This is a genomic window from Dyadobacter sp. AC419, from assembly GCF_979253085.1.
The window spans coordinates 16,829-41,303 of the sequence record NZ_CEEDCD010000029.1 but is presented as its reverse complement, the minus strand read 5'-3'; the positions used below and the strand labels follow the sequence as shown (position 1 = coordinate 41,303).

The following is a 24,475-nucleotide window of genomic DNA, read 5'->3' as shown; positions in this document are numbered from 1 at the left end:
TAAATTCTAAACCAAAGCGCTAACCTTCGTTGGATTGGGATTTATGGTGTCGGATTCGACGAGGCCGTCGCGGAGGCGGACGATTCTGTGGGCATAATGTGCAATGTCTTCTTCGTGCGTTACCATAACAATCGTGTTTCCTTTGCTATACAATTGATCAAAAAGATCCATGATTTCGTAAGATGTTTTCGAATCAAGGTTACCCGTTGGCTCATCTGCAAGCAATATACTTGGATCATTAACAAGTGCCCGTGCAATGGCAACACGCTGGCGCTGACCTCCTGAAAGCTCATTAGGCTTGTGACCAGCACGATTTTCAAGTCCGACGTTTTTAAGCGATAACATTGCTTTCTCAGTGCGGTCCGATTTGCTTAATCCGGCGTAAATGAGCGGCAACGCAACATTATCCAGTGAAGACATCCGCGGAAGCAAGTTAAACGTCTGAAACACAAAACCGATTTCCTTATTCCGGATCTCAGCCAGCTCACTTTCCGTCATATCACTGACGTCTTTGTTATTTAAAATATATCTGCCGGTTGTGGGCGTATCCAAGCAACCGATGATGTTCATTAATGTTGATTTTCCAGAACCCGACGGCCCCATAAAAGCGACATATTCGCCCTTATTAACGGAAATCGTCACCGATTTGAGTGCCTGGATTACCTCGCTTCCCATCACATAACGTTTCGCAATTTCGGTGGTCTCAATGATTCTCATGTGATGCTTTTTATTGATTTGAGATAAACTAGAAGTGATTAACTACGAAGTGGCGGCGATTTTACGCCAATAATTGCTGACATACAATGCCGATAAAATCATTGCAGCTGAAATGTCGTCATTTTCAACGCTGCCCTCATTTTTCCAGAAACCTGTTGTAGAAAACCGGGCAATTTCTTCCGAATTTTGAATGGACCATTTTCCTTTCATCCACGAATCGAACTTCCATTCGTATTCATCGTCGCCGTAAATGATCTTCGCCGAGCCTTTCCAGTAATTATAATGAATTAGCCCAAGCTCATTTTTACCTTCAATATCGAGGATTTTAGTCTTTGTACTGAACCAGTTTTCTCCTTTAAATCGCAGTAAATGTCCGTCCAGTTCGCCATATCCTGCATCTTGCCAGACACCGGTTTTCAGAAGTCCGACAATTAATTTGCCCCGGAATATCCGATACTCAGTTCCGCTGACATTAGATTTCCAGGATAAGGACATGTTGATGAAGTGTAATTTAAGTTCTCTAAAATATCAAATCACTGAAATTCCGCTCTTTGTTTTTCGATAAGAGCCCGCATGGGTTGATAGCGAGTCATAAATTGCTGATAATCGGCAGGCAACGCATACTGACGCACTTTTTCTTCGCCTTCGTTGCCCTGACCAATCAAACCTTGTTCCAGGCTTAAATACGCATATTGTTCCCAAAGTTGTGGCGCATATTCGTTGTAACGCAATGCATCCAGCACAATTTTATAAGCTTTCGCAGTCCGTTTTTTCTGTCGGTAATATGCAGAAGCGGTTGCAACAACTTTTTCATCAAATGGATTTGACTGAATGGCATTGTCAAAATTCTGGTCCGAAGGCGTCCGTTTGGCTATTTGTAACAAAGAATCTGCCGGAGATTTTGGTTTCGCGCCGGAAAACAATGTCTGCTTCAATTTTTCGATGGCCGCATTCGGCTCTTTTTCCTGTATTTTATCCAATAAAACAACCGCAACCGCTTGTTTGTCAGACAAAGCATTAGCAACTGCCATGCCAATTGTCCCCTCAACGCCTTCTACTACAAGACAATGCTTCAATTGCCTGGTCATTAAGGCCAAGTTGTAACAACCAGTGCCCGAGTATTTTATGATAAATATCACTGTTTTCACCGCCGTCATCAGCCCATCCGGAAAGCGTTTCCAGCGCCTTTAATTTGCTTCCGCTATAATATTCAGCGTAAAGAGCTGCAAGGCTCAAATCTTGTGAAAGAACAGGGTTTTTTGTTGCCAAAACGGGTAAAAGTTTGGCGGGCATGCTGTCATTTTTTGCCTGATTAACAGCGTAGTTTAGTAAATAGGCAAATGAAGAAACGCTTAGCAAAGAATCAGCCGGAATGGCATCTTTGTTAAATGCTTCTTTTGTAAAATTCTGCCTTAAATTCTGAATAGCGAGCCAATTTGCCTGCCACGAAAGATAATTCTGCTTTTCGCTTTCTGTGGCAAGTGAGTCCAGCAATGTTTCGTCTGTGCTTTTGGCAAGAATGGCGAGCAGGTTTGTCGCCGGGATTTCTGAGCGTTTTGTGTTGTCTTTGGCCTTTGCGAGATAAAAATAGGCCGAATCCGCAACATTGGTTTTGGAATAAAGCATACCCAAATTATTCAGCAATTCCCCGCTTTTTGGAAAGCGTTTTGTTCCTTCTTGCAAGCTGTAAACGGCGTCAAAAAATAGATTTTCCTGAATCAAAATTCCGCTTAATCCCGCGTATGCTTGCGCAGAAGGGTTTTTGAGCAAAGCCTGACGGAAATAAAATGCTGCTGCATTCCGGTCGCCCTGCCGTAATGCGAGGGACGCCAATGCGTAATTGGATTTATGGTTTTGAAACTCCTGCTGAACAGCTAGCTTGTAATATTGCTCCGAAAGCGAAAACTCCTCCGTATTGGCATGAAGATCGCCCAGACCATTGAAATAACCCGCAATTGCTTGATTTACGGGCAACAATCGTTGTATAGAAAACAGGATAATCAGAATCGTAAAACCAAATAAGCGTGTCTGGGTTAATCCAAAGCGCATCGGTTTGTACAAGACTTTGTGAACGGCCAGTTTTTGCTGAAATAATGGGTAAAAATTGATCAGCACATAAAATAAAAAGAGGACACCCATGGCAAGCTGGCCCTCAACAACAACATCTTCAAGCGTTTCCAACACAGGATCGTTAGCCATTCCAGCCATATAGCCTGTAAATGAAACCGCAATGATAAACATGCTGATATAAAGCCAAAAGCCGGTGCTTCTGAATGGAATGATGCCACCCGTCGAATCGGCCCTTCTCCGGAATCCCCATATGCCCAGAACGCCTGCTCCCAAGCCAAGGTAAGCCGGACTAATTAATGTCAGGTCCCAGTCAATTTGCTTTGTATTTCGCAAGTATAAAAGTAAAAGCAAGAGCAAATACAAAATGCTGATGACCAGAAAGTTGACTAGGCCGGACTTTCCTTTCCCCGTGGATCCGCTGGTGCTTAGCCATACGAGCGCAGCCATAATTTCGGTGGCGCTCACGATGAGGAATAAAACGGTTATGATCAGCCAAAATGGGTAGGAATAAGAGGCCGCTGTCAATGGCGGAAATGGCGTTTTTGAAGCAAAAGCAACCAGTAATGCGATTACTATGGTCACCGCACCAACTCCCGCAATCCGCATGGCTATGCCGAGATCAGGCCGGAATGCGTGGAAATAATAAGTTATTCCGCCATAGAGCACGACTGCAATAATAAAGAGCGTTCGGTTTCCGTCACCAAAAACGCCAAGTGTTTCCAGTCGCGAGAAAGCCAGAAACATAATAAAAGCGATGGTCCCTGCCAGATAATAGAATCTTGACATGGTTGTCAATGCAGCAAGCAATATCGTAAGTCCGACTAAGGATAGGGTCCAGAATGCCGCAACACTCAAAAAATCGGTTTCCATAACAGAAGCCATAAAACTCTCTGTAACCAAATGTGTAGGCGTTGAAATGCCATATTGCCATTGATCCAGCTGCAAAACGTCAACGACCGCGGTTGTCTCAGACAGTTCACTAACCACATTCCACCGAATCACATTCGCCAGCGGATCAATGCTTTTGATCAGAAAAAAAACAAGCGCCAAAACAAGCGCCAGGAAAGCAGCAACCGTCATATTCCGTTCAGACGGTGACCAAACCTTCCAGAAAAAAAACTCCTTCATAAAATTCATTTATAGCAATTCTCGGAATTACAACGTAGAGATTTGGCAAAAACAGGCGGACTATCTAAAAAATATCCAATAATTCAATAATTCCTCGCTTGGTACTGACCAAATTATCTCCTACTTTTGCGGTCTGAAAAAAACCTCATCGGAGATAATCAAAATTATATAATGGCAAACGCGACAAACATAGGAAAAATTACGCAGGTAATTGGTCCGGTTGTAGACGTATCATTTGAGGACAGCGGCCGAATTCCGTCTATCCTTGATGCGTTAGAAGTCATCAAATCAAACGGTCAGAGAGTCGTTCTTCGAGTGCCAACAGCACTTGGGCGAAGACCGTATCCGTACCATCGCGATGGACAGTACCGAAGGTATGCAACGCGGAATGTCGGTTACTCCCCTTGGATCACCCATCAGAATGCCAATCGGCGAAGGGATCAAAGGACGTTTGTTCAACGTGATCGGTGAAGCGATCGACGGACTTACACCACTTGACAATTCGAATGGTATTTCTATCCACCGCTCAGCTCCTAAGTTTGAAGATCTTGCAACATCTACGGAAATCCTTTTTACAGGGATTAAAGTAATTGACTTGCTTGCTCCTTATGTAAAAGGAGGTAAAATCGGTCTTTTCGGGGGTGCCGGTGTTGGTAAAACCGTATTGATCCAGGAATTGATCAACAACATTGCAAAAGCTTACGCGGGTCTTTCCGTATTCGCAGGTGTTGGAGAGCGTACCCGTGAGGGAAATGACTTAATGCGTGAAATGATCGAAGCTGGTATCATTAAATACGGCGACGAATTCAAGCATAGCATGGAAGAAGGCGGCTGGGATATTTCAAAAGTGGATTATAACACGTTGAAAGACTCACAAGCAACTTTCGTTTTCGGACAAATGAACGAACCTCCTGGCGCACGTGCCCGTGTTGCACTTTCAGGATTGACAATGGCTGAGTATTTCCGCGATGGAGATGGCGAAGGTCAAGGTCGTGATATTCTTTTCTTTATTGACAACATTTTCCGCTTTACCCAAGCAGGTTCAGAGGTTTCGGCCCTTTTGGGACGTATGCCGTCTGCGGTAGGTTATCAGCCAACATTGGCCACAGAAATGGGTCAGATGCAGGAACGCATTACATCTACAAAGCGTGGTTCAATCACATCTGTACAAGCGGTTTACGTGCCTGCGGATGACTTGACTGACCCTGCTCCTGCGACAACATTTGCTCACTTGGACGCAACGACTGTACTAAGCCGTAAAGTTTCTGAAAAAGGAATTTACCCAGCAGTGGATCCACTCGATTCAGCTTCAAGGATTTTGAATGCAGAAACATTGGGTGCAGCACATTACGATTGCGCACAGCGTGTTAAGAACATTCTTCAGCGTTACAAGGAATTGCAGGATATCATTGCGATCCTTGGTATGGAAGAACTTTCTGACGAAGATAAGCTTGTCGTTTCACGCGCTCGTCGTGTTGAGCGCTTCTTGTCTCAGCCATTCTTTGTTGCAGAGCAGTTCACAGGTTTGAAAGGAACATTGGTTGACATTAATGATACAATCAAAGGCTTTAACCTGATCATGGACGGCGGTTATGATCACCTTCCTGAAATGGCTTTCAACCTGGTTGGAACCATTGAAGATGCGCAGGCAAAAGGAGAAAAAATGCTTGCAGAAGCAACAAGGTAAGCTGTAAGCTTTATAAACTCAAGATTTATGCATTTAGAAATCATCACCCCAGATAAGAAAGTGTTTGCCGGAGAGGCAAATGCCGTTACATTACCGGGTTCTGAAGGACAGTTTCAGGTTTTAAACCGTCACGCACCATTGGTTAGCACGCTGGGCAAAGGTGATGTGGTTGTAGAAGCCGGTGGCGTAAAGCAATCCTATCTGATCGACGGCGGCGTTGTAGAAGTGCTTAACAACAACGTTCTCGTTCTGGCAGAAGCTGTTCTGTAAGCATATATTATTAATTGAAAAAGCAGATGTTGCGAAAGTGACATCTGCTTTTTTTTGTGTTTAAAACACTCGTTAAGTTGTTTCCAGGATCAAAATAATCGCATCATTGGATAACGCTTCAAATTCAACTTCCTGCACATTCCTAAGAGAAAGCCCGTCCCGCTTTTCAAGAAGCCGGTTCTGGACTTCAAATGCGCCTTCAATAATAAAAACGAAGATGTTATTTGTGGGACTTTTTAGAGAATAAGTGCCATCCTTGCGGCCGTCATACATGCCTATTAAAGCGTTTTCGTGCGGATCTGGGGCATCCAATATTGGAATAAGCGTATTTTTAATGCTTAGGTCAAAAGCGTTTACAACTACTTCTTGAAAACTAATGTTGTTTGCTAAGATACTGATGTGCAAATAGTTAATTGCTTGGTCCGGGTAAGGATTTGTGATGACAAAACGATCATCCGGCGTCATGTCAAGTAGAAAGCATTCACCAGAATCAACAAATCGCAGTTCTCCTTTTCCTCCATCAATTTCAAGCGCACCCACCAATGGCAATAACAGAAGTTGAACTGGCTCGTTGACAGTTACTTCATGCGAACATTGCGGTGAAAGCGTTTCATCGTTCAAAGCCAGTAAATTTCCGAAGGCCTCGCGATTCTCAGCTTTGTAATGTCCGAAGTTGAAAGTGTAAAACGCCCGGTAACCCTCCGACTGAAATTGTCCTCGCTGACTTTGAAGATAAATTTGTGCTTCTGTTTCCATGTTTGCCGCGATCATTCCGCGCTTACAACAATTGCATGCGTAAGTTCGTATCCTGCTGATGCACTGCCTGTTACTGTGGGCATTTCCGTAGAAGTGCCGTCGTTGAAAACGTTATCACGTGAATTTGTCGTGTCCGCCTGGCCGTGGCTCGCGTAAACGCCTTGTGCGTAAACCACTTTGCTGATCGCTTCCGGAAATGCAATCTGAGTCACTAGCAGCGACTTTCCGCTCGCATTATATACATGCACGTGAATGTGCGGCGCACGACCCGAATACCAGCCCGGATAAATGCTTGTAAATGTAACCATTCCGTTTGTGTCAGTCATTTGGCGGCCTCTCAGGAAATGGACATTGGTATAATTCGTCGATTGCATGCCTGAGCCGCCATATTCCGAGTAATTTCCGCCTGCGTCACAATGCCAGATATCGACAAGTGCGTCGGCCAATCCTTCGCAGCTGTTATTGAGGTTTTGGATGGTTATTTTGACAGATAACTTGGTTCCTTGCCGGTCAGATGTAATGTCGTTTGCTACCAGACTGGCAGGAGTTTTGGTAGGAAATGGTCCGGCAGTTTCGGTGGCGGTCATTGAGCAGGTGCCTGATCCAGAGCCGTTTGTACTTCCCGTGGTCGTTTCGGATCCGACTTCTACGGGCGCAACTGTGTCGCTCGAGCAGCTGATCAGCGGCACGATGGCTGCGAACCCTAATGCTGAAAATCCCCGCCTTAAAAATTCTTTGCGTTCCATATTGTTTGTAACAGTTCATGTGATTCAAATACATAATCGCACGAAGCACGGTAAATGTTGCAGTGTATGGTCAATGTCTCGGTGAATAGGCTGAACGGGCCGGTGAATGCCACAAACAAAAAGGTCGATTCTCACCATCTTATATTCCGATCTGACAAAGATGGAATCCCGTGCATGAGCAGAAACTGATTTGACTTACTGCCAGTGAATAAAGGTTATTGAGTGTGTTAAATAGGAAATGCGGGTTGATCTGAGCTTTGAAAAATGATAATTCCGCTGCCGCCTTGTCTGCCTCGGAGCGGATGATCCTTTTCTCCGAAAGCTCAAAAAGAAAACGTGTTGCTGTTTGAGATAAAGTGCTGGAATTAAGAAAATATAATTGACATACAAGACAGCCATATACAATGCGACGAACAGCCAAAACATTACCGAACCCAGCATTCGCAGCTCAATAACCGGGACTATTCCCTGGCATAACCGTGATTGGCAGGCTGATAAACAGAAGCCAGCCAGCCAATTGGGCGATCCATAGAATTTTAGTCCCAAGCATTATATTCTGCCAAAAGGAGGTTTTGCGATGTAATCAATGTCAATATAGGACTTACAAAAAGAAAAAGTTTTCCTATTTTCGAAAAGCACAATTTCACTCCTCCACAATGCAACAACCCGCAGCCAAGAATGAACTGTTTAAAATTTTAGGTGTCGGATTCGGCATAGCCGTAACGGTCGGCGGGACAATTGGCACAGGAATCCTCCGAAAACCCGGTCCTATTGCAGCACAATTAGGCGATTCTTGGCTCATAATGGGCCTTTGGGCAGCCGTCAGCTTATATGCCTTGTTAGGAACATTGTGCACCATTGAACTAGGGACTTCGATGCCCAAAGCCGGCGCCTGGTATGTTTACGCACAACGCGCTTTTGGCAATTATGCAGGTTTTGTGGTGGGCATAAACAGCTGGCTGGGAACATGTTCTGCCCTTGGTTTTGGTGTTTATACCATGAGTGAATATTTGGCATTGCTCGTCCCGTCTTTTGTGGGTTTTGAACCTTATGTTGCAGCTGCCATTTTACTGATTCTCACGGGCATACATTGGATCGGACTCGCGCTGGCGAGCAGTTTTCAGAACATTATGAGTGTGCTGAAAGGGCTCGGACTTTTCATTTTTGTGGCCGTATGTTACATATATGGAGACGAAGTGACGGCGGAGCAAGCGCAACTGACCACAAGCGAAATCGTGAAAACAGGAAGTTGGATTGCTCCGGTAATTTTCTCACTACAAGCCATATTTTACACTTACGACGGTTGGCATACAGCCGCTTATTTTTCAGAAGAAGACAAAGATCCGACCAAAAACCTGCCCAAATCGATGATAGGAGGCGTTTTGCTCATCATTGCAATTTATCTGCTTTGTAATCTCGCCATTCTGCACATTCTGCCGATGAATGAATTAGCTCAGTCTAAGCTGGCCGCGGCGGACGCCATTCGATTAATTTTTGGCGAAGGATCAGCGAAAATTGTGACGCTGTTTTTGATGATCTCCATCTTAGGGATCGTTAATGCACAGTTGCTGTTCAATCCACGGGTTTTATATTCCATGAGCCGTGACGGTTTATTTTTCAAAGGCGGCACATCCGTAAACAAAGGCGGAACGCCTGCAACGGCCATGCTGATCACTTCGGGCGTCGCCATAACATTGATTTTGATTGGGAAAGACGCGACCGAAAAGCTTTCGGACATTGCTACATTCTTCTTTGTACTGGGTTACACATCCGGATTTGCGTCATTATTGGCACTTCGAAAAAAGGAGCCGCTCCTACCCCGCCCTTGGAAAGTCCCGGCTTATCCGGTGCTTCCGATTGTGATGCTGATCCTTTCAATCGCATTCCTCGTAAGCGCTGTGGTTCAGGATTTACCGAGCAGTCAGTTTGCTTTGCTTTTTCTAGTCATTAGCTATCCCATTTACTTGCTTGTTACCCGGCTGAACCGTTAAATTGCATCCGGTTACAAAAAAGTATAACTATGCCATGGATCAACGGACTTCTACGAAAATGCCTTATTCCCCTCATGTTGCTGTTAATCACTGGTTTTCATTGGATTGACGATGATTTTACCCAGCACATTGCAGCCAAACTTGCAGAATATCGAACACATTTCCCGCAAGAAAAAGCCTATTTGCATTTAGATAAGCCCTATTATGTCACCGGTGACACGCTCTGGTTTAAAAGTTACTTAGTCGAAGGCGCATTGCATTTGCCTGACAGCGCGAGTCAGCTTTTATATGTTGACCTGATTGAGCAGCGGACTGGCAAAAATGTGGCTTTGCGGCGCGTTCAAATGTCGGGTGGCATTGGAAACGGCGAGATTGTGTTGGCGGATTCTATTCCAAAAGGTGCCTACACCATTCGCGCCTACACCAATTGGATGCGCAATTTTTCCGAAGACCTGTTTTTTCATAAGGACATTTATCTCTTTGATCCTGACAGCATTGCCGTGCCCGCTCCTCCCCGCTCGGTTGATATCAAATTTTTTCCCGAAGGCGGTCAAATGGTTGCTGGCATCACCACGCGCATTGCATTTAAAGCGGTTGCAGAAAATGGCCTGGGGCAAGATGTGAGCGGTTTCATACTCGATAAAAGTAAGGATACAGTGGCGTCTTACAAAAGCGCACATTTGGGAATGGGGCGCTTTCAGTTTGAGCCAAAGTCAGGGGAAACTTACACAGCTTATGTGCATGCAAAAGACGGAAAAGCGGTTCAGTATGACTTTCCGGAAGTGATGGAAAACGGATTTACGATGATCGTAGACAACCTTTCAAATCCCCTTAAAATGCGGGTGCTCGCCTATTGCAAACTTCCTGGCAAACAAGAATCCGTCGTGCACATTGTAGGGCATTCAAAAGGAATCGTCGCGTTTGTAGCCAAAGGAAAAGTATCCGCCAAAGGACTGACAATGAGCCTTCCAACAGCCGAACTGCCGGACGGGATCACACATTTGACACTTTTTGATGAGCAAAATAAACCGGTTTGTGAAAGACTCGTTTTTATCAATCATGAGCGGAGTTTACGGGTTAAAATCACGCCTTCCAAAGCTGCTTACAAGCCACGTGAGAAAACATCCATTGAAATTTCTGTTTCAGATTCTGCCGGGAAGCCCGTTGAAGCAAATCTTTCTGTCGCGGTTACGGACGCAGGGCAGATTTTACAACAGCCTTACGACCAGACCATTACTTCCAATTTTCTGCTTTCATCCGATTTAAAAGGATTTATCGAACAGCCCGGACATTATTTTGATCCCGAAAAATCTGAGCGAAAGATTAACATGGATTATCTGATGATGACACAGGGTTGGAGTCGCTTCCGCTGGGAGGATGTGCTTTCGGATTCCCTTGCGGCTCCGCGGCATTTTGTGGAGCAAGGCGTTACATTGGAAGGAGAAGTGCGGCGGAACAATAAAAAGTTAGTCGACAAAATTGCACTTTCCATGTATCTGAGCAATGACAGTCTGGGCACTTTTATGACTGCTGAGACCAATGAAGCAGGTCGCTTTTCAGTATATAATCTGGCTTTTTCCGATTCGTTGAAGATCCGTTTGCAGGGCATGAACAAAAAAGGCAATGCCAATCTTTCCTTTATTTTAGACCCTTTTACAACGCCAAAAATAACCTTGGTTAAAGTGCCTTTTTATCCCATAACCGTCGATGCGGTGCAGTTACAAGCCTATCTCAAACGTGCGGAACAGGATCAGGAAATAGCCCGAAAAATCCGGGAAAGCCGGGAACGGTTATTGCAGGAAGTGACCATCAAAGGAAAAAAGGCAGTGCAGCGTGATTCAAGAAAATTGTATGGATCTGCGGATGCGTCCCTTAAAATAACGCCGCAGATGGCATCGAGCGGACGAAGTATTTTGGATATGATAGCTGGACGAGTGGCTGGTGTTCAAGTGATTGGCTCGGGAATGAATGCTTCGGTGTTCATTCGGGGAAATCGTGGCGAACCGCTTTTTGTGCTGGACGGAATGCCGGTGGAGAAAGATATGATAGCAAATCTGAACACATTTGATGTTGAGTCAATTGATGTGTTGAAGGGAGCTTCGGCGGCAATTTTCGGAAGTCGCGGCGGCAATGGTGTGATCTCGATTTTGACCAAAAGAGGAAATGAAAATTACGATTACTCGCAGGACATTGTGCCGGGCGTGCTGGTCACAAAAATTGCAGGTTTTAATGTTCCAAAAGAATTTTACGCACCGACTTATGAAGCCAGTAAACCGCAGGACACAAATCCTGATTTTCGCGCGACGATTTTCTGGGCGCCTATGCTGCGAACGGACAAACAGGGAAAAGCGAAATTGGAATATTACAATACAGATGCGTCAACCAATGTTGACATTAGGACAGAGGTTTTGAGCTTTTCTGGAACGCCTGGTTTTGGAAAAGGGGTTTATTCGGTTCAATAGGGCGTTTTTTGAGCCAGGAAAGTTTGAATAAACTTTCCTGGCGAGCTGATTTTCAGGCAAGATTAAGTTTGTTTGAGCGTTACTAATCTTATTTGGCCTTGAAGAGCGGACAAATCATACAGTCAAAAATTGGTAACTTTGATTTTTAAGTAAAAATGGCTTGTCACCTCTTCGGATCTGACTTTGTTTAGATAAAAATATGAGGACTGAATATATCAAATTGACCCTGCTTATCTGCCTCATTTCGAGCACATTCGTGGCTCAGCCTGCCGAAGCACAGCGTCGTAATAAGGAAAAGGAAAAACAGCCGGAAAAGTCAGAAAATACGAGCTTTCGGCTTGCAGAGGAAACGCTGGCCGCCGACGGCATGAAGTTCATTATGAAGGATGAGCCCGAGCGCGCGCTGCCTATATTTCAAAAATTGGTTGAATCGAGCAGCAATGATGCGGCGAGCCATTATTTGCTCGCAACTGCATTGATTAAGCTTGAAAAATTTGACGACGCCATTGGGTCGGCTAAGAAAGCTTATGACCTGGACAAGGAAAATATATATTACGGACAACAGTTAGCGGAACTGTACGCCAAGCGCAGGAAATACGCTGAAGCGGCAGAAATTTACGAAAAACTCCTTCAAAAGAATCCTGGGAATATTCAGTATGGTGTTGAGCTGGCGGCGGTGTATGTCTTTAATGATCAGTTTGATAAGGCAATTGAAACCTATAATGTTTTAGAAAAAGCATTAGGTGTAACCGAAGAGATCACGCATCAGAAAGAGCAGCTTTATTTGAGACAAAATAATCTGGAAAAAGCCCTTGGCGAAGCGAGAAAGCTGATTGCAGCTGAACCCGGCGAGGTGAGTTATCTGGTCGAATTGGCCGAAATGCTGATTGCGAACGAGCGGATCGTAGAGGCCGTTACGCCTTTGGAAGAAGCATTGAAAATCAATCCGGATGAGGCGCAAGCCCACGTTTTGCTGGCTGACATTTACCGGCGGAATGGCGATGTCCAGAAATGCAATCAGGAATTAAGGCTCGTTTTCGCTAATCCAAATCTCGACGCAGATCCTAAAATCCGCGTTTTGTCTGGTTATTTAACCATGCTTAAAACAGGCGAGGAGCTGGGCGAGGCCGTATCGCTGGCCAAGCAGCTTGCAGAAACGCACCCCAATGAATCGCGCACGAATGCCATTTACGCCGACTTGCTCATGCGCCAGGGACAGAAAGCCGAAGCTCGTAATATTTATATGAAAGCGGCTAACCTAGACGGATCCGTTTTTCAGATTTGGCTGGCGATCCTTGAACTGGACGGTGCTCTTAATCAGGTCGATAGCATGCTTGTTCATTCGGAGAAAGCATTAGAATTGTTTCCTAATCAAGGCATGTTCTGGTATTTTAACGGAGCTGCCAAAGTCATGAAGCGATCGTATAAAGAGGCGATTTCGTCATTTGAGGAAAGCCTGAAACTCATGGGCGAGCATCCGGAACTGATCCCCGCGATCCATGCTCAAATGGGTGATGCCTACAATGGTTTGGGAGATCACGAAAAGTCGGATGCGTCTTACGAACTTTCCCTGAAAAGCGATCCGAATAATGATCATGTGCTGAACAATTACAGCTATTTCTTGTCACTGCGGAAAGAAAAGCTTGATCTCGCCCTCAAAATGTCTGCCAAGCTCGTCCAGGATCATCAGAACAATCCAACTTACCTGGACACGCACGCCTGGGTGCTATATATTCGTAAAGATTATAAGAAAGCAAAGGAGTTTCTTGAAAAAGCAATGATGGACAGCAGTGCGGTAAGTGGCACGATTGTTGAGCATTATGGAGATGTACTTTTCAAACTTGGCGAGCGCGACAATGCTGTTGCGCAATGGAAAAAAGCCAAAAGTATGGGAGAAACAACCGAACTTCTTGACAAAAAAATAGCGACTGGTGCACTATATGAGCAATAAAATAACGATTTGTGTGCTGGCCCTCAGCCTTTTCTGGTTTTCATCTTGCCACAAACAACGTTCTTCAAAAAATAATAATACAGCTGTTACAAAGAATTCGCTCGCAAATGTGGCTCCAATGTCAGTTGATTCGGCAGTTGCCGATACAGTCGCGGCTGCTGCGCCGTCCGGAGAGAAAGAGCCCGAATCCATCAAGGTCAACACCGTATCATTTGACTATTTGGTAGCGAAGTCGAAAGTCGATTTCAAGAGCAAAACGCAGGATTTTGATAACACCAATGTCAATATCCGCATGAAAAAGGACAGCATTATCTGGCTCTCGGTGACGGGCGTGGGGTTTGAAGTTGCAAGAGGCAAGATCACGCCTGATTCCATTGTTTTTATGGACAAAATCCACAAGAATTACTTTGTTTTCACATACGAGCAGCTGAGCAAGCAATACAATTTTGATCTCAACTTTGCTCTTTTACAAGCGGTTATCATTGGTAATTTACCTTTTCCGGAAACGGGAAACGGCCGTTTTGTAAAGGAAAATGACTTTTATGTTTTAAAGCAAATCGTCGAACGCCTGGAAGTGTCCAATTACGTTGCCGAGAGCAATCTCAAACTGTCCCGGTTAATGGCGACAGAAGTTCCTACCCAAAACACTTTCACGCTTGACTATGAGGATTTCAAGGAAGTGAAGTCGTTTTTATTTCCTTTTGTCAGCCGGATCGACCTGAATGTTAAGTCGCAGAAGGATCAGCAGGTAAACTATACAACCATGCGAATCAAGCACAATAAGGTTGATTTGGTAAGCGAAAATCCAGGATTTCCATTTAGTGTCCCAAGCTCCTACAAGCGAAAAAGGTAAAAATCAGCAGGTCAAACTGAGATCATGAGGCAAAAACCCTAAGTCTGCTTAACTTTGCCAGCCTTTCCAGGACTTTTGGCCGCAAGAATTAACTGTATGCCCTTTCAAAAACCGCATTTTCGTCGCTTACTATTACTGATAACGTTCCTTTGTTGTGCGTCCTTTGGCGCATATGCGCAAAAAACGCGTGAGCAGCTGGAACGCGAGAAAAGTGAAAACCAGAATAAGATCAAGGAAATTCAGGGCATTTTGCGCCAGACTTCTTCGCAAAAAAATGTTAACCTGGGCCAGTTAAAGGCATTAAATCAGCAAATCAACACTTACAAAAAGCAAATTGACCTGCTTTCGGATGATCTCGATCTTTTAAACAAAGAACTTCAAGTTCTCGAAAAAAAGAAGCAGACATTGGATGGCAACCTGGCCAAATTGAAGACCGAATATGGTCATATGATTTACGAGGCCTCGAAAAGGAATGTCTATTTTAACCAGCTCGTTTTCCTTTTTTCTTCGGGAACATTCAACCAGTTTGTTTTAAGATATAAATATTTGAAGCAGTATACCGAGGCGCGGCAGGGGCAGGTTAAGGAAATTGAAGCATTGCAATCGCAGTTATTGGCCGAGCGCCGACGCATTACAGTGAAGCAAAACCAGCAGAAAAACGTCCTGGATACGCGTGTAACGGAGAATACGAAACTGGAAGGCCTGAAAGTGAAGCAAAATGAAGTGATTCAGGAGCTTTCGCAAAAAGAAGTCGAATTAAGGAAACAAATAGCCGAAAACAAACGCGCAACCGACTTACTGGAAGCGAACATCCGACGCATTGCGGAGCGGGAAAGGCGCGAAAGGATCGCACGTGAACGCAAAGAACGTGAAGAACGCGAGGCACGAAGGAAGGCTGAACGTGAAAGGCTGGCAAGAGAAAACGCCGAACGGGAGAAAAAAGGAGAAGCTGCAGTTGTGGCTGAACCGGAAAAAGAAGAGCCGGTCACTTCGGGTGGAATGAGCGAAGAGGAAACCACATTGGCATCGTCGTTTACAGCATCTCAAAATAGATTACCCTGGCCGGTAAAAGGCTTTGTATCAGGTCATTTTGGCCAGCGTCCGCATGCTGTATTGAAAGGCGTAATGGTCGATAACCTGGGTGTTGACATTCAAACAACTGCCGGAGAACCAGTGCGTTCCGTTTACGACGGCGTGGTTCTGGATGTAACAGAAATGCCAGGAATGGGCAATGTTGTAGCCATTCAGCATGGTAATTATATGACGATTTATGCCAAAATGAATGGTGTAACCGTACGGGCCGGACAAAAAGTAAAAGCTCGTGAGAACATTGGACGGGTGGCGACGGATACGGACGGCACTTCTGAACTGCAATTCCAGATCTGGAAAAACACATCGCGCCTTAATCCTGAAAGCTGGCTGATGCACAGATAATCAGGATCCGGCCATATTATTTACCTTACCGCAATAAGATTATGTCAATCCATACTCCTGATATTAAACGCGTTACAACCCACATTATTCAGGAAATGAAAACCCGTGGGGAAAAAATATCCTGCCTTACTGCTTACGATTATTCCATGGCCGGCATTGTGGATACTGCGGGCGTAGAGTTGATTTTGGTAGGGGATTCTGCCTCCAATGTGATGGCCGGACATGAAACCACATTGCCGATCACGATTGATCAGATGATTTACCACGCCACATCGGTGGTAAGGGCCGTAAAAAGGGCGCTTGTTGTGGTTGACCTTCCGTTTGGATCCTATCAAGGCAATTCGCGCGAAGCGCTTAACTCAGCAATCCGGATCATGAAAGAGTCCGGTGCGCATGCAGTAAAGCTGGAAGGTGGATTGGAAATCAAGGATTCCATTACCAGAATATTAAGCGCCGGGGTGCCGGTTATGGGTCATTTGGGCCTTACACCGCAATCGATTTATAAATTCGGGACTTATACAGTAAGAGCGAGACAAGAGGCTGAGGCACAGAAATTGATTGAAGACGCGCGGATGTTGGAGGAAGTGGGTTGCTTTTCTGTTGTCTTGGAAAAAATTCCGTCTTCATTAACCAAACAAGTCTCCGAGACTGTGACAATTCCAACGATCGGAATCGGAGCAGGACCGCATGCAGATGGACAAATACTTGTTTTGCACGATTTGCTGGGCATTAATAAGGAGTTCAAGCCGAGATTTTTACGCCGTTATGCCGACCTGAATGGCGTGATGACAGATGCAATTTCAAATTATATTAAAGATGTGAAAGGCAAATCGTTTCCTAATGATCAGGAATCGTACTGACCTTTTTAAAAGTAAAGAACTAATTATATGGCAAAGCGACCATTTCAAATCATATACGAAGACAATCACCTGATTATCGTCAATAAAGAGCCAGGCATTCTGGTTCAGGGCGATGTAACGAGAGACAAATGTCTGCTCGATATGGTGAAAGAATATATCAAGGAAACATATGAAAAGCCAGGGGCGGTTTTCCTTGGGACCGTGCATCGCCTCGACAGGCCGGTTAGCGGTCTTGTTGTTTTTGCAAAAACGTCCAAAGCATTGGAGCGGATGAACGAGATCTTCCGCAAAAGAGATGTGCAGAAAACCTATTGGGCAATTGTGAAAAATCGTCCGGCTGAGAAAAAGGGCAAATTAGTGCATTATCTTTCCAAAGACGAATCGCGCAATGTGACCACTGCCTACGATTACGAAAAGCCCGGAACACAGCGCGCAGAGCTATCTTACCGCTGGCTGGGTGAGCTTAATAAATTCCACTTGCTCGAAGTTACGCCTATAACGGGTAGGCCGCATCAGATCCGCGTTCAGCTTGCGTCTATGAATTGCCCCATTCGCGGAGATGTGAAATACGGCTATCCAAAAGGAAATCCGGACAATAACATTAATCTTCACGCAAGGAGGCTGTATTTTGAGCATCCTGTTAAAAAAGAGCCGATTATCTGCAAAGCCGGCGTCCCGAATGATCCTTTCTGGGAAGAATTCCTGACACTGGATACGGAAGAAATCAAGCCTGAGCATTTGGACTTTCTCTACGAATAATGTCCACGAATGATCGAAAAACTCAAACAGCGCTGGAATGTCAAGAATGGTTGGGACGTCCTGATCATTCTTATTGTTTTCGCGTGCACAGGGTTTTCGGTTTTGTATGTTAAGCGTGGTTTGTTTTCATTGGTTGGCATCAATGAGCAATCTCCACCATGGCTTCGCTGGGGCGTTAACATTCTCATTATCCTGCCGTTATATCAAGTAATATTGCTCGCCTGGGGCTGGATCTGGGGCAAGTTCACGTTTTTCTGGGAATTCGAAAAGCGAATGTTCACCCGAATCGGGAGCTTGTTTCGGAGAAGAAAAGCCGGAATGTAAAGGAAGGATTTCGTCGGGCGTTGTTTCACGTCGTTGCATCCCTCCGGGATTACATTTTTTTCGTATCAACTACTTTCTACCAATATTACGTCGCTCCGCGACTTGCTTTTGCGCTGGCTAAGGCCGAGGCGTGTCATCTTGGTAGGGACATTAATTCATATCCAAACACAACTGCCGGAGGCATGCAAGGATGCGCATTGTTCACGTCGTTACATCCCTCCGGGATTTACATTTTTTTCGTATCACCTATTTTCTACCAATATTACGTCGCTCCGCGACTTGCTTTTGCGTCGGCAAATGCCATAGATGTATCGTCTTGATATAAACATGGATTACATCGAAACACAAATGCCGGAGGCATGCAATCTTGGTAGGAAATATGAATCAGCATCCAAGCAAAATGCCAGAGGCATGTAAGGATGCGCGTTGTTCACGTCGTTTCATCCCTCCGGGATTTACATTTTTTTCGTATTAACTATTTTCTACCAATATTACGTCGCTCAGCGACTTGCTTTTGCGCCGGCTAATGCCAGAGGCGTGTCATTTTGATATAACGGATTCAAATCGAAACGCAAATGCCAGAGGCATGCCATGTTTGGCAGGAAACATAAATTAGCATCCAACACAAATGCCAGAGGCATGCCATCTTGGTAGAACAGGAATCAGACGCAAACGCAAAATGCCGGAGGCATGTAACAACGTCCATGACGCCTTGCACCTCCAATCTATTTATCAATAATGGCCTGATAAACCTCTCTCGCTTGGTCATACGCAGCTTTGGCGGCTGCTTTTTCCTCTGCTCGAATGTTGGGCTCTTTCATTTTCCAGCATTGATCCAATGTCGCAATGCACCACGTTGCGCTTTTCTTCTCAACCATTGGTTTGTTATCAACATTGATGAAAACGGGATTCGAGTGTGAGCTTGGATACACGCGCAATGCGGCCCAGCCTGATTTCTGCATTTGATAGGAGAACTTTACATTGGAAACTGTGCCGTCTGCGTTGATTTCTGTGGTGTCAACTGCTTCGCCATTTACGATCAATTCTACCCGCACTTTCCTTGATTTGGCAATCCTTGCACGTTCGATATCCCAATATGGCATCAAAATGATGGATGTTTGTGCGATCTTTTCACCTGCCGGATCTTGTTCCTGCGGGAGATATGCGGCGACATTTGCAGTAATATTAACTTTGTCATTGGCTTTAACGGCAATTTCGCTGTCGTCCGTGCCGGCTTCTTCACCATTGACCGAAAAGTCCATAATATGCGATTTCCCGTCAGAAACGTAGCTTCTTCCGGATTTAAGAGCGGCGACGTAATTATCATAATTATATGCACCCATGGGCTTAAAATAACTTCTTGCTTGCCCTACGCGCGCATCTGTAATGCATGGAAAATCCGTCTCTCCGCTGAGGCGTGGCCGGAAACCGCAGTTCAAAGTGTGGTAATACATGTTCAATTCCCAAGGTGCTGGCGTGTCTCCTGCGCTGAAAAAATCGACGAGGTTTTGCGTCACGGTTACAATGTATTCGTTTGCACCAATCCCATCCATTTTTGGAACTACATAATTCGGCAGCTTGTCCGTGGGTTCCAGTGGCTGCAAACCCCAGCCGGAATGCGCATAACCCACAACGCCGCCCTGCGACTTAGCCCAGGACAAGACCGGAGCCGTCCAGCTTGGCCATTGCTCAATTTGCGTCGTGCCGGGATAATCATCTTCCTTAATGCGCAGTAAAACAATGTGCCCTGAATGTGAAGACGGAAATCCGGAGACTTCGACATCATTGCGCATGATGTTTTTTGCATTCGACAAGGGGTGATCTTTTCCTGTAAAAAATGTTTTTTGATGATACCAACTTGGCCCCCAGGCCAGATTAGCGGCCATATTTAGATCTTCGCCAAGCGTCTGGCGCATCATGTCTTTCGGATCCACGCCCTCGGTCGGGCTGTCGTAATGACTGCAACCGGCTGCATGAATGTGATGATCTGCGCTGTGCCAGCCAAGTTTTGTCATTTGAATCCAGCGCTTCAGTTGGAATGAAACCGTGACAGAATCCTTATTATCGGGGACAATGATCTCTTTTGTTTGCTTAATGTATTCGGGGCCGCGGGTGTAAGTAACCTGGTATTTTCCAGCAGGGAGCATAATGTGTTCACCGTCGGCCCGGTAAATTTGTGGTTGAAAAAAGAAATCAGGATAAGTGTCAAAAGCGGCTACACGACGCGATGGAAGCGGATAAATGCCCGAAAACTTTCCGGATGCATGCGCTTGTCCGTCCGTGATGAGGAAGGAAGCCATTGTGGGTTTGCCATCCACATCCTGCACATTAAATTTAACCTTAACCGCAGGTTTTGTATTAAAAAGAATGTGCGTCGAATTCCTGAAACCCAGATCCTGCGACCCCTGACCCACATTATAGGCAACTTCTATCTCGCGCTGGCCAGCGTCTTTGGAATACAATTGCACTATGGCGTATTCTAATTTCAAACCTGTCAGATTCGCTTGCAGCGGCGGATTTGCATAAATCTGAATCTCAGCAAAACGATTAGCGGTCTGGCCGGGCGTCAGTTCATGCTCTTTTTTGACTTTTGGCTCAAAAGAAGGGGAATGATATGGTTTTGCAGCATTAGGGCTTTGCGCTTCGAGCTTTGCCGTAATGCCCGCTTCATTATTAATTTTTACCAGATAACTCGTCCACCCGCCCTGGATAAGCGTCGCCTTGGCTGGTCCGCGCAGCACTTTTACACGGCCTTCCGGATTAATGTGAACGAAGTTGAGGCAGTAAGGATCAAATATTTCTTGTATTTGAAGAACTGTTTCCTTTGTTAAAGGCTTGTCAGACAATGCTTTTAGTCTTTTAGCATCCGCAGGCGACAATGAACTCCCCGAAAAAGTAAGCGCTTCCTGCAAACGCATGGCCTGCGCCAGCAACGGCTGCGGTTCAACATCCGTAACATGTCCCGCCGACTCGTGATTGTGATGCTGAGCCAGCAGCAGGATTGGAATAAAAAACTGGATCAAGAAAAGCGCTGTCTTTTTCATATACATGAAAGACTAGTCTTCTCCTTTTTTCCTGTAAAGTTTCCAGGCAGTAAAGCCCAAATATACCATAGAACCTCTCGCACCGCCTTTTTTCAACAAACCATTCACATTGCTAAATCCCAGAAAAACAGGCCCAAAGTGTCCGACAGCGCCAATTGACGGCCGGTTATTGCCTTTGATGAAAGAGATCGGGAATGCAAAATCAGAATCTTCGTCTTCAAAACGCGGTGTAATCGTAAATGCATTCAGCTGATAAGCATCGAGATACGCATCGTTTCTGCGTTTGTATGCTTTTGTTTGAGATAAATTCAGGAAAAATCCTTTGACCAGCTGAATGTCCGCTTCCCAATGCAGCGCTTGCGGCAGTTGAACATTTCGTCTGAATGTTGTGTCGGTTTCGGAAGGAAATAATGTCATGAAACCTTCGGGGCCTTTGTCACTTATATTTTCAAGTTCGCTTTGCCCAATGATCGATTCCGCTTCGCGGCCTGCTATAGCCCGGCTTTGATTAGTTCTGTAACGAATTGATCCAACGTCTGTTAAAGAACCAGCGAGGCGAATCAGATATTCCGGACTCTCGTCAAACACTTCTTTCGACTTTCCCCAATATTTTCCCAACTCATAAGAAAAACCGACATCATAACCCCAACCGGATCCATATTGATCAGAATTAAACAGATTAGAGATTCGCATTTTTTTGTTTGGCGCACTGTAACCGCTTTCATAAGCAATGTTTTGAATCACCAATTCGCTGGTTTCATCAACGCCCGGCAGCGGACGAATGCTATAACGATCCGCTGAGCCATTCAAATAACCGATCCGTGCGCCGAAAACGCGTTTTCCGGTCACACCAATGCGGAGCTTATGCGCATCCAGATCGAGCAACTGAACGCCGTAGGACACGCTGACATCTGAAAAACTTTGCTGCACTAAATTGAAATTTCCCCAGGCCTGGTTTGTAGGCGGCGTGCTTCCGGTGTCCAGTCTGTGAAAATATAATGTCTGAATGGGATCGGGGAGGTTATTGCCTTGTACGAAACCCCGCGTCCTGAATTGCAATGCAATGCCTTGATATTTGCCAATGGCCAGCGATGCGGACGGCCAGCGAATTTCACTGACGGTGTAAATCGGATCGTCATTTAGTAATGATCCGGTTGTGCGAGAACGGCCGTAGAGTTCTTTGGTGGAGTGGGGGACGAGCAGCGGATACAACAGCGAATTTTCCCCGACAAAATTAAAATATCTGTAATTAATGCTTCCGCCAAGTGTTCCAATGTTGATCTGCCACTTGTGTTTCGGGCCGCCCAGCACGGACGGATTGTAAGTTGCGCGATACAAGCCACCGTAATTACTGAATTGCATCCCTGGGATTTGCTGGGAAAAAGCGGCCTGAATTGTAATAATGGATAATAGTGCGAAGGTAAAAACAGTGTTTTTCAATGTTGAGTTTTGTTAGTTAAAGCCAGTTTGCCGATCGTATCGTACCGGATTACTTCTTCCTTGATCAAATGCTGCAATGTTTGTAAAAAATCTTCTTCCGGAACATCTTCAAAAGCCTTGCCAAGTTCGTTCGGCGTGACAGCTCCGGTTTGTCCCAGGAAAGTCACCAATGCATTGTCTAATGTTGCATGATGTTGGGTTTCATTCTTTTTCTTTTGGATGCAAATGTCACAAACACCGCATTCATCCGCGTCAAATTCATTAAAATATTCGAGTAAAAGCAGCGTGCGGCAAATGCGTGTGTGGGCAGCATAATGAGCCACAGATTGCGCTTTTGTCAAATCACGGCTCTTTTTTTTCTCAATTTCAAAAACATTTAGCGGCAGCAAAGCGGCGTCATAGCGCGGGGTCATGAATGTAAGCTGCGGTTTGTTTTTCCTTGGCTCATAATCGATGATTTCACGCTCTTTTAAAAAATTCAGCTTTTTAATCACCTCTGCCTCAGGCGCAAAAAAGATCTGACCGATTTCATTTTCCGATATCCGGACATATTCTGTGAAAAGCTCGCCTCCGTACATCCTCAGAATTACCTTGATAAACGAATCGATTTCCTGGTAACGTATTTGAAAGTCGTATAATTGGCGGTTATCGACGAGGAAATGGATTTTCGAAGCATCATTAAAACTCTCGCTTAATTGCAGAAAACCCTCTTCTTCAAGCAGTTTGAGGGCATAATGCGTTTCATTCACCGCCAGGCCAAATGTGCCTGTAAACTGCTGAATGTCAAAATCAAATGCAGCAAACTCGCCGCTGCCGGTTGCGATCTTATAATAGTTGGCAAGCGACTGGTAAACCTTCTTTAAAACTTCCATCGGCGGATATTTCCGCTCAACGGTTTCTAAAAGCTCTTCAAGGTCCAGTTTGGTGAAAAGTGCCACGGCATAAGCCTTCGCTTCATCCCGGCCGGCCCGCCCTGCTTCCTGATAATATGCTTCCAGATTGTCGGGCAGGTCAAAATGGATAACGGCGCGCACATCCGGCTTGTCAATCCCCATTCCGAATGCATTGGTCGCAACAACCACCCGCGTCTGATTTTTGATCCAGGCCGACTGCCTTTCGCCACGATCCCGGAACGGAAGTCCGGCATGATAGCTTTGGGCACTGATTCCCTGCCTGTTAAGCCAGTCTGCGAGTTCTTTTGTGCGCTTTCTTGTCCGTACATAAACAATCGCCGAACCGGATACATTCTTTAAGATTTGGAGCAGTTTTCTTTCCTTATTTTCTTCTGAAAATGCTGAATAGGAAAGGTTGGCGCGGGCGAATGATTGTTTGAAAACGCGTGCATTACGCATTTCGAGCTTATCCAGAATGTCGGCACGCACTTCCTCCGTGGCGGTTGCCGTCAGCGCCATCACCGGAACGCCGAGAATAAGCTTCCTGAATTCTGCGATTAAAAGGTAAGCGGGCCGAAAATCATAGCCCCATGCAGAAATGCAATGTGCTTCATCTATTGCCAACAGACAAACATCCATTTGCTTCGCCCTGGCGATCATAATGTCTGTGCGCAGCCTTTCCGGGGAAACGTAAAGGAATTTTGTGTTGCCGTGAATGCAGTTGTCGAGCGCAATGTCAATCTCATTTTTACCCATGCCCGAGTGGATCGCCGCAGCCGATATGCCTCGCCTTTTGAGCTGCTCCACCTGGTCTTTCATCAATGCAATGAGCGGTGTAACCACAATGCAAACGCCTTCCGTTGCCATCACCGGCACCTGGAAACACACTGATTTACCACCGCCCGTCGGGAGGAGCACCAATGTGTCAATGCCGTTAAGGACTGCTTTGATGGCATCTTCCTGAAAAGGCCGGAAGTTATCGTAACCCCAGTATTGTTTCAGGACAGCGTGAAGGTCGGTCATCAGACTCTTATGGTTCTAGTGCGTAATGAAATTCGTGCAAAGTTGTTTAATTTCATCAAAATTCCCG

Annotated in this window: 19 protein-coding genes and 2 pseudogenes; 11 read left to right on the top strand and 10 right to left on the bottom strand. The window is 45.4% G+C overall.

The features are described 5' to 3' along the window. Window positions 1-6 precede the first annotated feature (6 nt). Genes AC0IYG_RS28120 through AC0IYG_RS28105 form a run of 4 tightly spaced genes read right to left on the bottom strand, consistent with a single transcriptional unit; the run spans window position 7 to window position 3,915 of the window. On the bottom strand, window positions 7-717 hold the full coding sequence (locus AC0IYG_RS28120) for an ABC transporter ATP-binding protein (RefSeq protein ID WP_471714407.1): 711 nt from the start codon (window positions 715-717) through the stop codon (window positions 7-9). A gap of 42 nt (window positions 718-759) precedes the next feature. Beyond that, window positions 760-1,212, bottom strand: a complete 453-nt coding sequence (locus AC0IYG_RS28115; protein WP_471714406.1) for a hypothetical protein — start codon at window positions 1,210-1,212, stop codon at window positions 760-762. Between the two features lie 38 nt (window positions 1,213-1,250). Further along, on the bottom strand, window positions 1,251-1,793 hold the full coding sequence (locus AC0IYG_RS28110) for a hypothetical protein (protein ID WP_471714405.1): 543 nt from the start codon (window positions 1,791-1,793) through the stop codon (window positions 1,251-1,253). Further along, entirely contained in the window at window positions 1,762-3,915 is a 2,154-nt protein-coding gene (locus tag AC0IYG_RS28105; protein ID WP_471714404.1) for a tetratricopeptide repeat protein, read from the bottom strand. The genes AC0IYG_RS28110 and AC0IYG_RS28105 overlap by 32 nt, the downstream gene beginning before the upstream one ends. Before the next feature lie 171 nt (window positions 3,916-4,086). On the opposite strand from AC0IYG_RS28105, the pseudogene atpD reads away from it, so the two are divergent. Both atpD and atpC read left to right on the top strand, forming a co-directional pair. Next, a pseudogene (gene atpD, locus AC0IYG_RS28100) lies at window positions 4,087-5,602 on the top strand (F0F1 ATP synthase subunit beta). Between the two features lie 27 nt (window positions 5,603-5,629). Beyond that, complete coding sequence (gene atpC / locus AC0IYG_RS28095; protein WP_471714403.1) at window positions 5,630-5,872, top strand: ATP synthase F1 subunit epsilon; 243 nt, start codon at window positions 5,630-5,632, stop codon at window positions 5,870-5,872. Between the two features lie 72 nt (window positions 5,873-5,944). Here the strand turns inward: atpC and AC0IYG_RS28090 are convergent, their stop codons facing one another. From AC0IYG_RS28090 to AC0IYG_RS28080, 3 genes and pseudogenes are all read right to left on the bottom strand, one after another. Next, the gene (locus AC0IYG_RS28090; RefSeq protein WP_471714402.1) at window positions 5,945-6,643 is read right to left on the bottom strand and encodes a pirin family protein; all 699 of its coding nucleotides are present in this window, start codon (window positions 6,641-6,643) and stop codon (window positions 5,945-5,947) included. Next, window positions 6,640-7,374, bottom strand: a complete 735-nt coding sequence (locus AC0IYG_RS28085) for a dioxygenase family protein (RefSeq protein WP_471714401.1) — start codon at window positions 7,372-7,374, stop codon at window positions 6,640-6,642. Before AC0IYG_RS28085 ends, AC0IYG_RS28090 begins: the two co-directional genes overlap by 4 nt. Before the next feature lie 196 nt (window positions 7,375-7,570). Then, window positions 7,571-7,654 (bottom strand): annotated as a pseudogene (locus AC0IYG_RS28080) (histidine kinase); the annotation flags it as partial. A 99-nt stretch (window positions 7,655-7,753) separates the two neighbouring features. On the opposite strand from AC0IYG_RS28080, the gene AC0IYG_RS28075 reads away from it, so the two are divergent. From AC0IYG_RS28075 to AC0IYG_RS28035, 9 genes are all read left to right on the top strand, one after another. Further along, complete coding sequence (locus AC0IYG_RS28075) at window positions 7,754-7,906, top strand: hypothetical protein (protein ID WP_471714612.1); 153 nt, start codon at window positions 7,754-7,756, stop codon at window positions 7,904-7,906. 124 nt (window positions 7,907-8,030) lie between these two features. Beyond that, the gene (locus AC0IYG_RS28070; protein WP_471714400.1) at window positions 8,031-9,365 is read left to right on the top strand and encodes an APC family permease; all 1,335 of its coding nucleotides are present in this window, start codon (window positions 8,031-8,033) and stop codon (window positions 9,363-9,365) included. 29 nt (window positions 9,366-9,394) lie between these two features. Beyond that, window positions 9,395-11,827 (top strand): TonB-dependent receptor plug domain-containing protein, encoded by a 2,433-nt coding sequence (locus AC0IYG_RS28065; protein ID WP_471714399.1) that lies wholly within the window; start codon window positions 9,395-9,397, stop codon window positions 11,825-11,827. 220 nt (window positions 11,828-12,047) lie between these two features. Beyond that, complete coding sequence (locus tag AC0IYG_RS28060) at window positions 12,048-13,778, top strand: tetratricopeptide repeat protein (protein WP_471714398.1); 1,731 nt, start codon at window positions 12,048-12,050, stop codon at window positions 13,776-13,778. Between the two features lie 118 nt (window positions 13,779-13,896). Continuing rightward, the gene (gene lolB1 / locus AC0IYG_RS28055) at window positions 13,897-14,631 is read left to right on the top strand and encodes a lipoprotein insertase outer membrane protein LolB1 (protein ID WP_471714397.1); all 735 of its coding nucleotides are present in this window, start codon (window positions 13,897-13,899) and stop codon (window positions 14,629-14,631) included. A gap of 96 nt (window positions 14,632-14,727) precedes the next feature. After that, window positions 14,728-16,065 (top strand): murein hydrolase activator EnvC family protein, encoded by a 1,338-nt coding sequence (locus AC0IYG_RS28050; RefSeq protein WP_471714396.1) that lies wholly within the window; start codon window positions 14,728-14,730, stop codon window positions 16,063-16,065. Between the two features lie 41 nt (window positions 16,066-16,106). After that, complete coding sequence (gene panB, locus AC0IYG_RS28045) at window positions 16,107-16,925, top strand: 3-methyl-2-oxobutanoate hydroxymethyltransferase (protein ID WP_471714395.1); 819 nt, start codon at window positions 16,107-16,109, stop codon at window positions 16,923-16,925. A gap of 27 nt (window positions 16,926-16,952) precedes the next feature. Further along, a complete protein-coding gene (locus AC0IYG_RS28040) occupies window positions 16,953-17,684 on the top strand; it encodes an RluA family pseudouridine synthase (protein ID WP_471714394.1) in 732 nt (243 codons plus the stop codon). 9 nt (window positions 17,685-17,693) lie between these two features. Further along, a complete protein-coding gene (locus AC0IYG_RS28035) occupies window positions 17,694-18,008 on the top strand; it encodes a DUF6787 family protein (protein ID WP_471714393.1) in 315 nt (104 codons plus the stop codon). Window positions 18,009-18,733: 725 nt separating this feature from the next. Here the strand turns inward: AC0IYG_RS28035 and AC0IYG_RS28030 are convergent. The 3 genes from AC0IYG_RS28030 to AC0IYG_RS28020 are packed head-to-tail and all read right to left on the bottom strand — an operon-like array spanning window position 18,734 to window position 24,408. Then, a complete protein-coding gene (locus AC0IYG_RS28030; protein ID WP_471714392.1) occupies window positions 18,734-21,052 on the bottom strand; it encodes a CehA/McbA family metallohydrolase in 2,319 nt (772 codons plus the stop codon). A gap of 12 nt (window positions 21,053-21,064) precedes the next feature. Continuing rightward, the gene (locus AC0IYG_RS28025; RefSeq protein WP_471714391.1) at window positions 21,065-22,492 is read right to left on the bottom strand and encodes a DUF5723 family protein; all 1,428 of its coding nucleotides are present in this window, start codon (window positions 22,490-22,492) and stop codon (window positions 21,065-21,067) included. After that, window positions 22,489-24,408: a RecQ family ATP-dependent DNA helicase gene (locus AC0IYG_RS28020; protein WP_471714390.1), complete on the bottom strand. Its 1,920-nt coding sequence runs from the start codon at window positions 24,406-24,408 to the stop codon at window positions 22,489-22,491. The genes AC0IYG_RS28025 and AC0IYG_RS28020 overlap by 4 nt, the downstream gene beginning before the upstream one ends. Window positions 24,409-24,475: the final 67 nt, after the last annotated feature.

Excerpts from the sequence above, each read along its gene's own strand:
- AC0IYG_RS28120 (WP_471714407.1), bottom strand. The coding sequence starts at position 717 with ATGAGAATCATTGAGACCACCGAAATTGCGAAACGTTATGTGATGGGA.
- AC0IYG_RS28105 (WP_471714404.1), bottom strand. The coding sequence starts at position 3,915 with ATGAAGGAGTTTTTTTTCTGGAAGGTTTGGTCACCGTCTGAACGGAAT.
- AC0IYG_RS28085 (WP_471714401.1), bottom strand. The coding sequence starts at position 7,374 with ATGGAACGCAAAGAATTTTTAAGGCGGGGATTTTCAGCATTAGGGTTC.
- AC0IYG_RS28065 (WP_471714399.1), top strand. The coding sequence starts at position 9,395 with ATGCCATGGATCAACGGACTTCTACGAAAATGCCTTATTCCCCTCATG.
- AC0IYG_RS28070 (WP_471714400.1), top strand. The coding sequence starts at position 8,031 with ATGCAACAACCCGCAGCCAAGAATGAACTGTTTAAAATTTTAGGTGTC.
- AC0IYG_RS28020 (WP_471714390.1), bottom strand. The coding sequence starts at position 24,408 with ATGACCGACCTTCACGCTGTCCTGAAACAATACTGGGGTTACGATAAC.
- AC0IYG_RS28050 (WP_471714396.1), top strand. The coding sequence starts at position 14,728 with ATGCCCTTTCAAAAACCGCATTTTCGTCGCTTACTATTACTGATAACG.
- AC0IYG_RS28035 (WP_471714393.1), top strand. The coding sequence starts at position 17,694 with ATGATCGAAAAACTCAAACAGCGCTGGAATGTCAAGAATGGTTGGGAC.
- lolB1 (WP_471714397.1), top strand. The coding sequence starts at position 13,897 with ATGTCAGTTGATTCGGCAGTTGCCGATACAGTCGCGGCTGCTGCGCCG.
- AC0IYG_RS28030 (WP_471714392.1), bottom strand. The coding sequence starts at position 21,052 with ATGAAAAAGACAGCGCTTTTCTTGATCCAGTTTTTTATTCCAATCCTG.
- panB (WP_471714395.1), top strand. The coding sequence starts at position 16,107 with ATGTCAATCCATACTCCTGATATTAAACGCGTTACAACCCACATTATT.
- AC0IYG_RS28115 (WP_471714406.1), bottom strand. The coding sequence starts at position 1,212 with ATGTCCTTATCCTGGAAATCTAATGTCAGCGGAACTGAGTATCGGATA.
- AC0IYG_RS28040 (WP_471714394.1), top strand. The coding sequence starts at position 16,953 with ATGGCAAAGCGACCATTTCAAATCATATACGAAGACAATCACCTGATT.
- AC0IYG_RS28090 (WP_471714402.1), bottom strand. The coding sequence starts at position 6,643 with ATGATCGCGGCAAACATGGAAACAGAAGCACAAATTTATCTTCAAAGT.
- atpC (WP_471714403.1), top strand. The coding sequence starts at position 5,630 with ATGCATTTAGAAATCATCACCCCAGATAAGAAAGTGTTTGCCGGAGAG.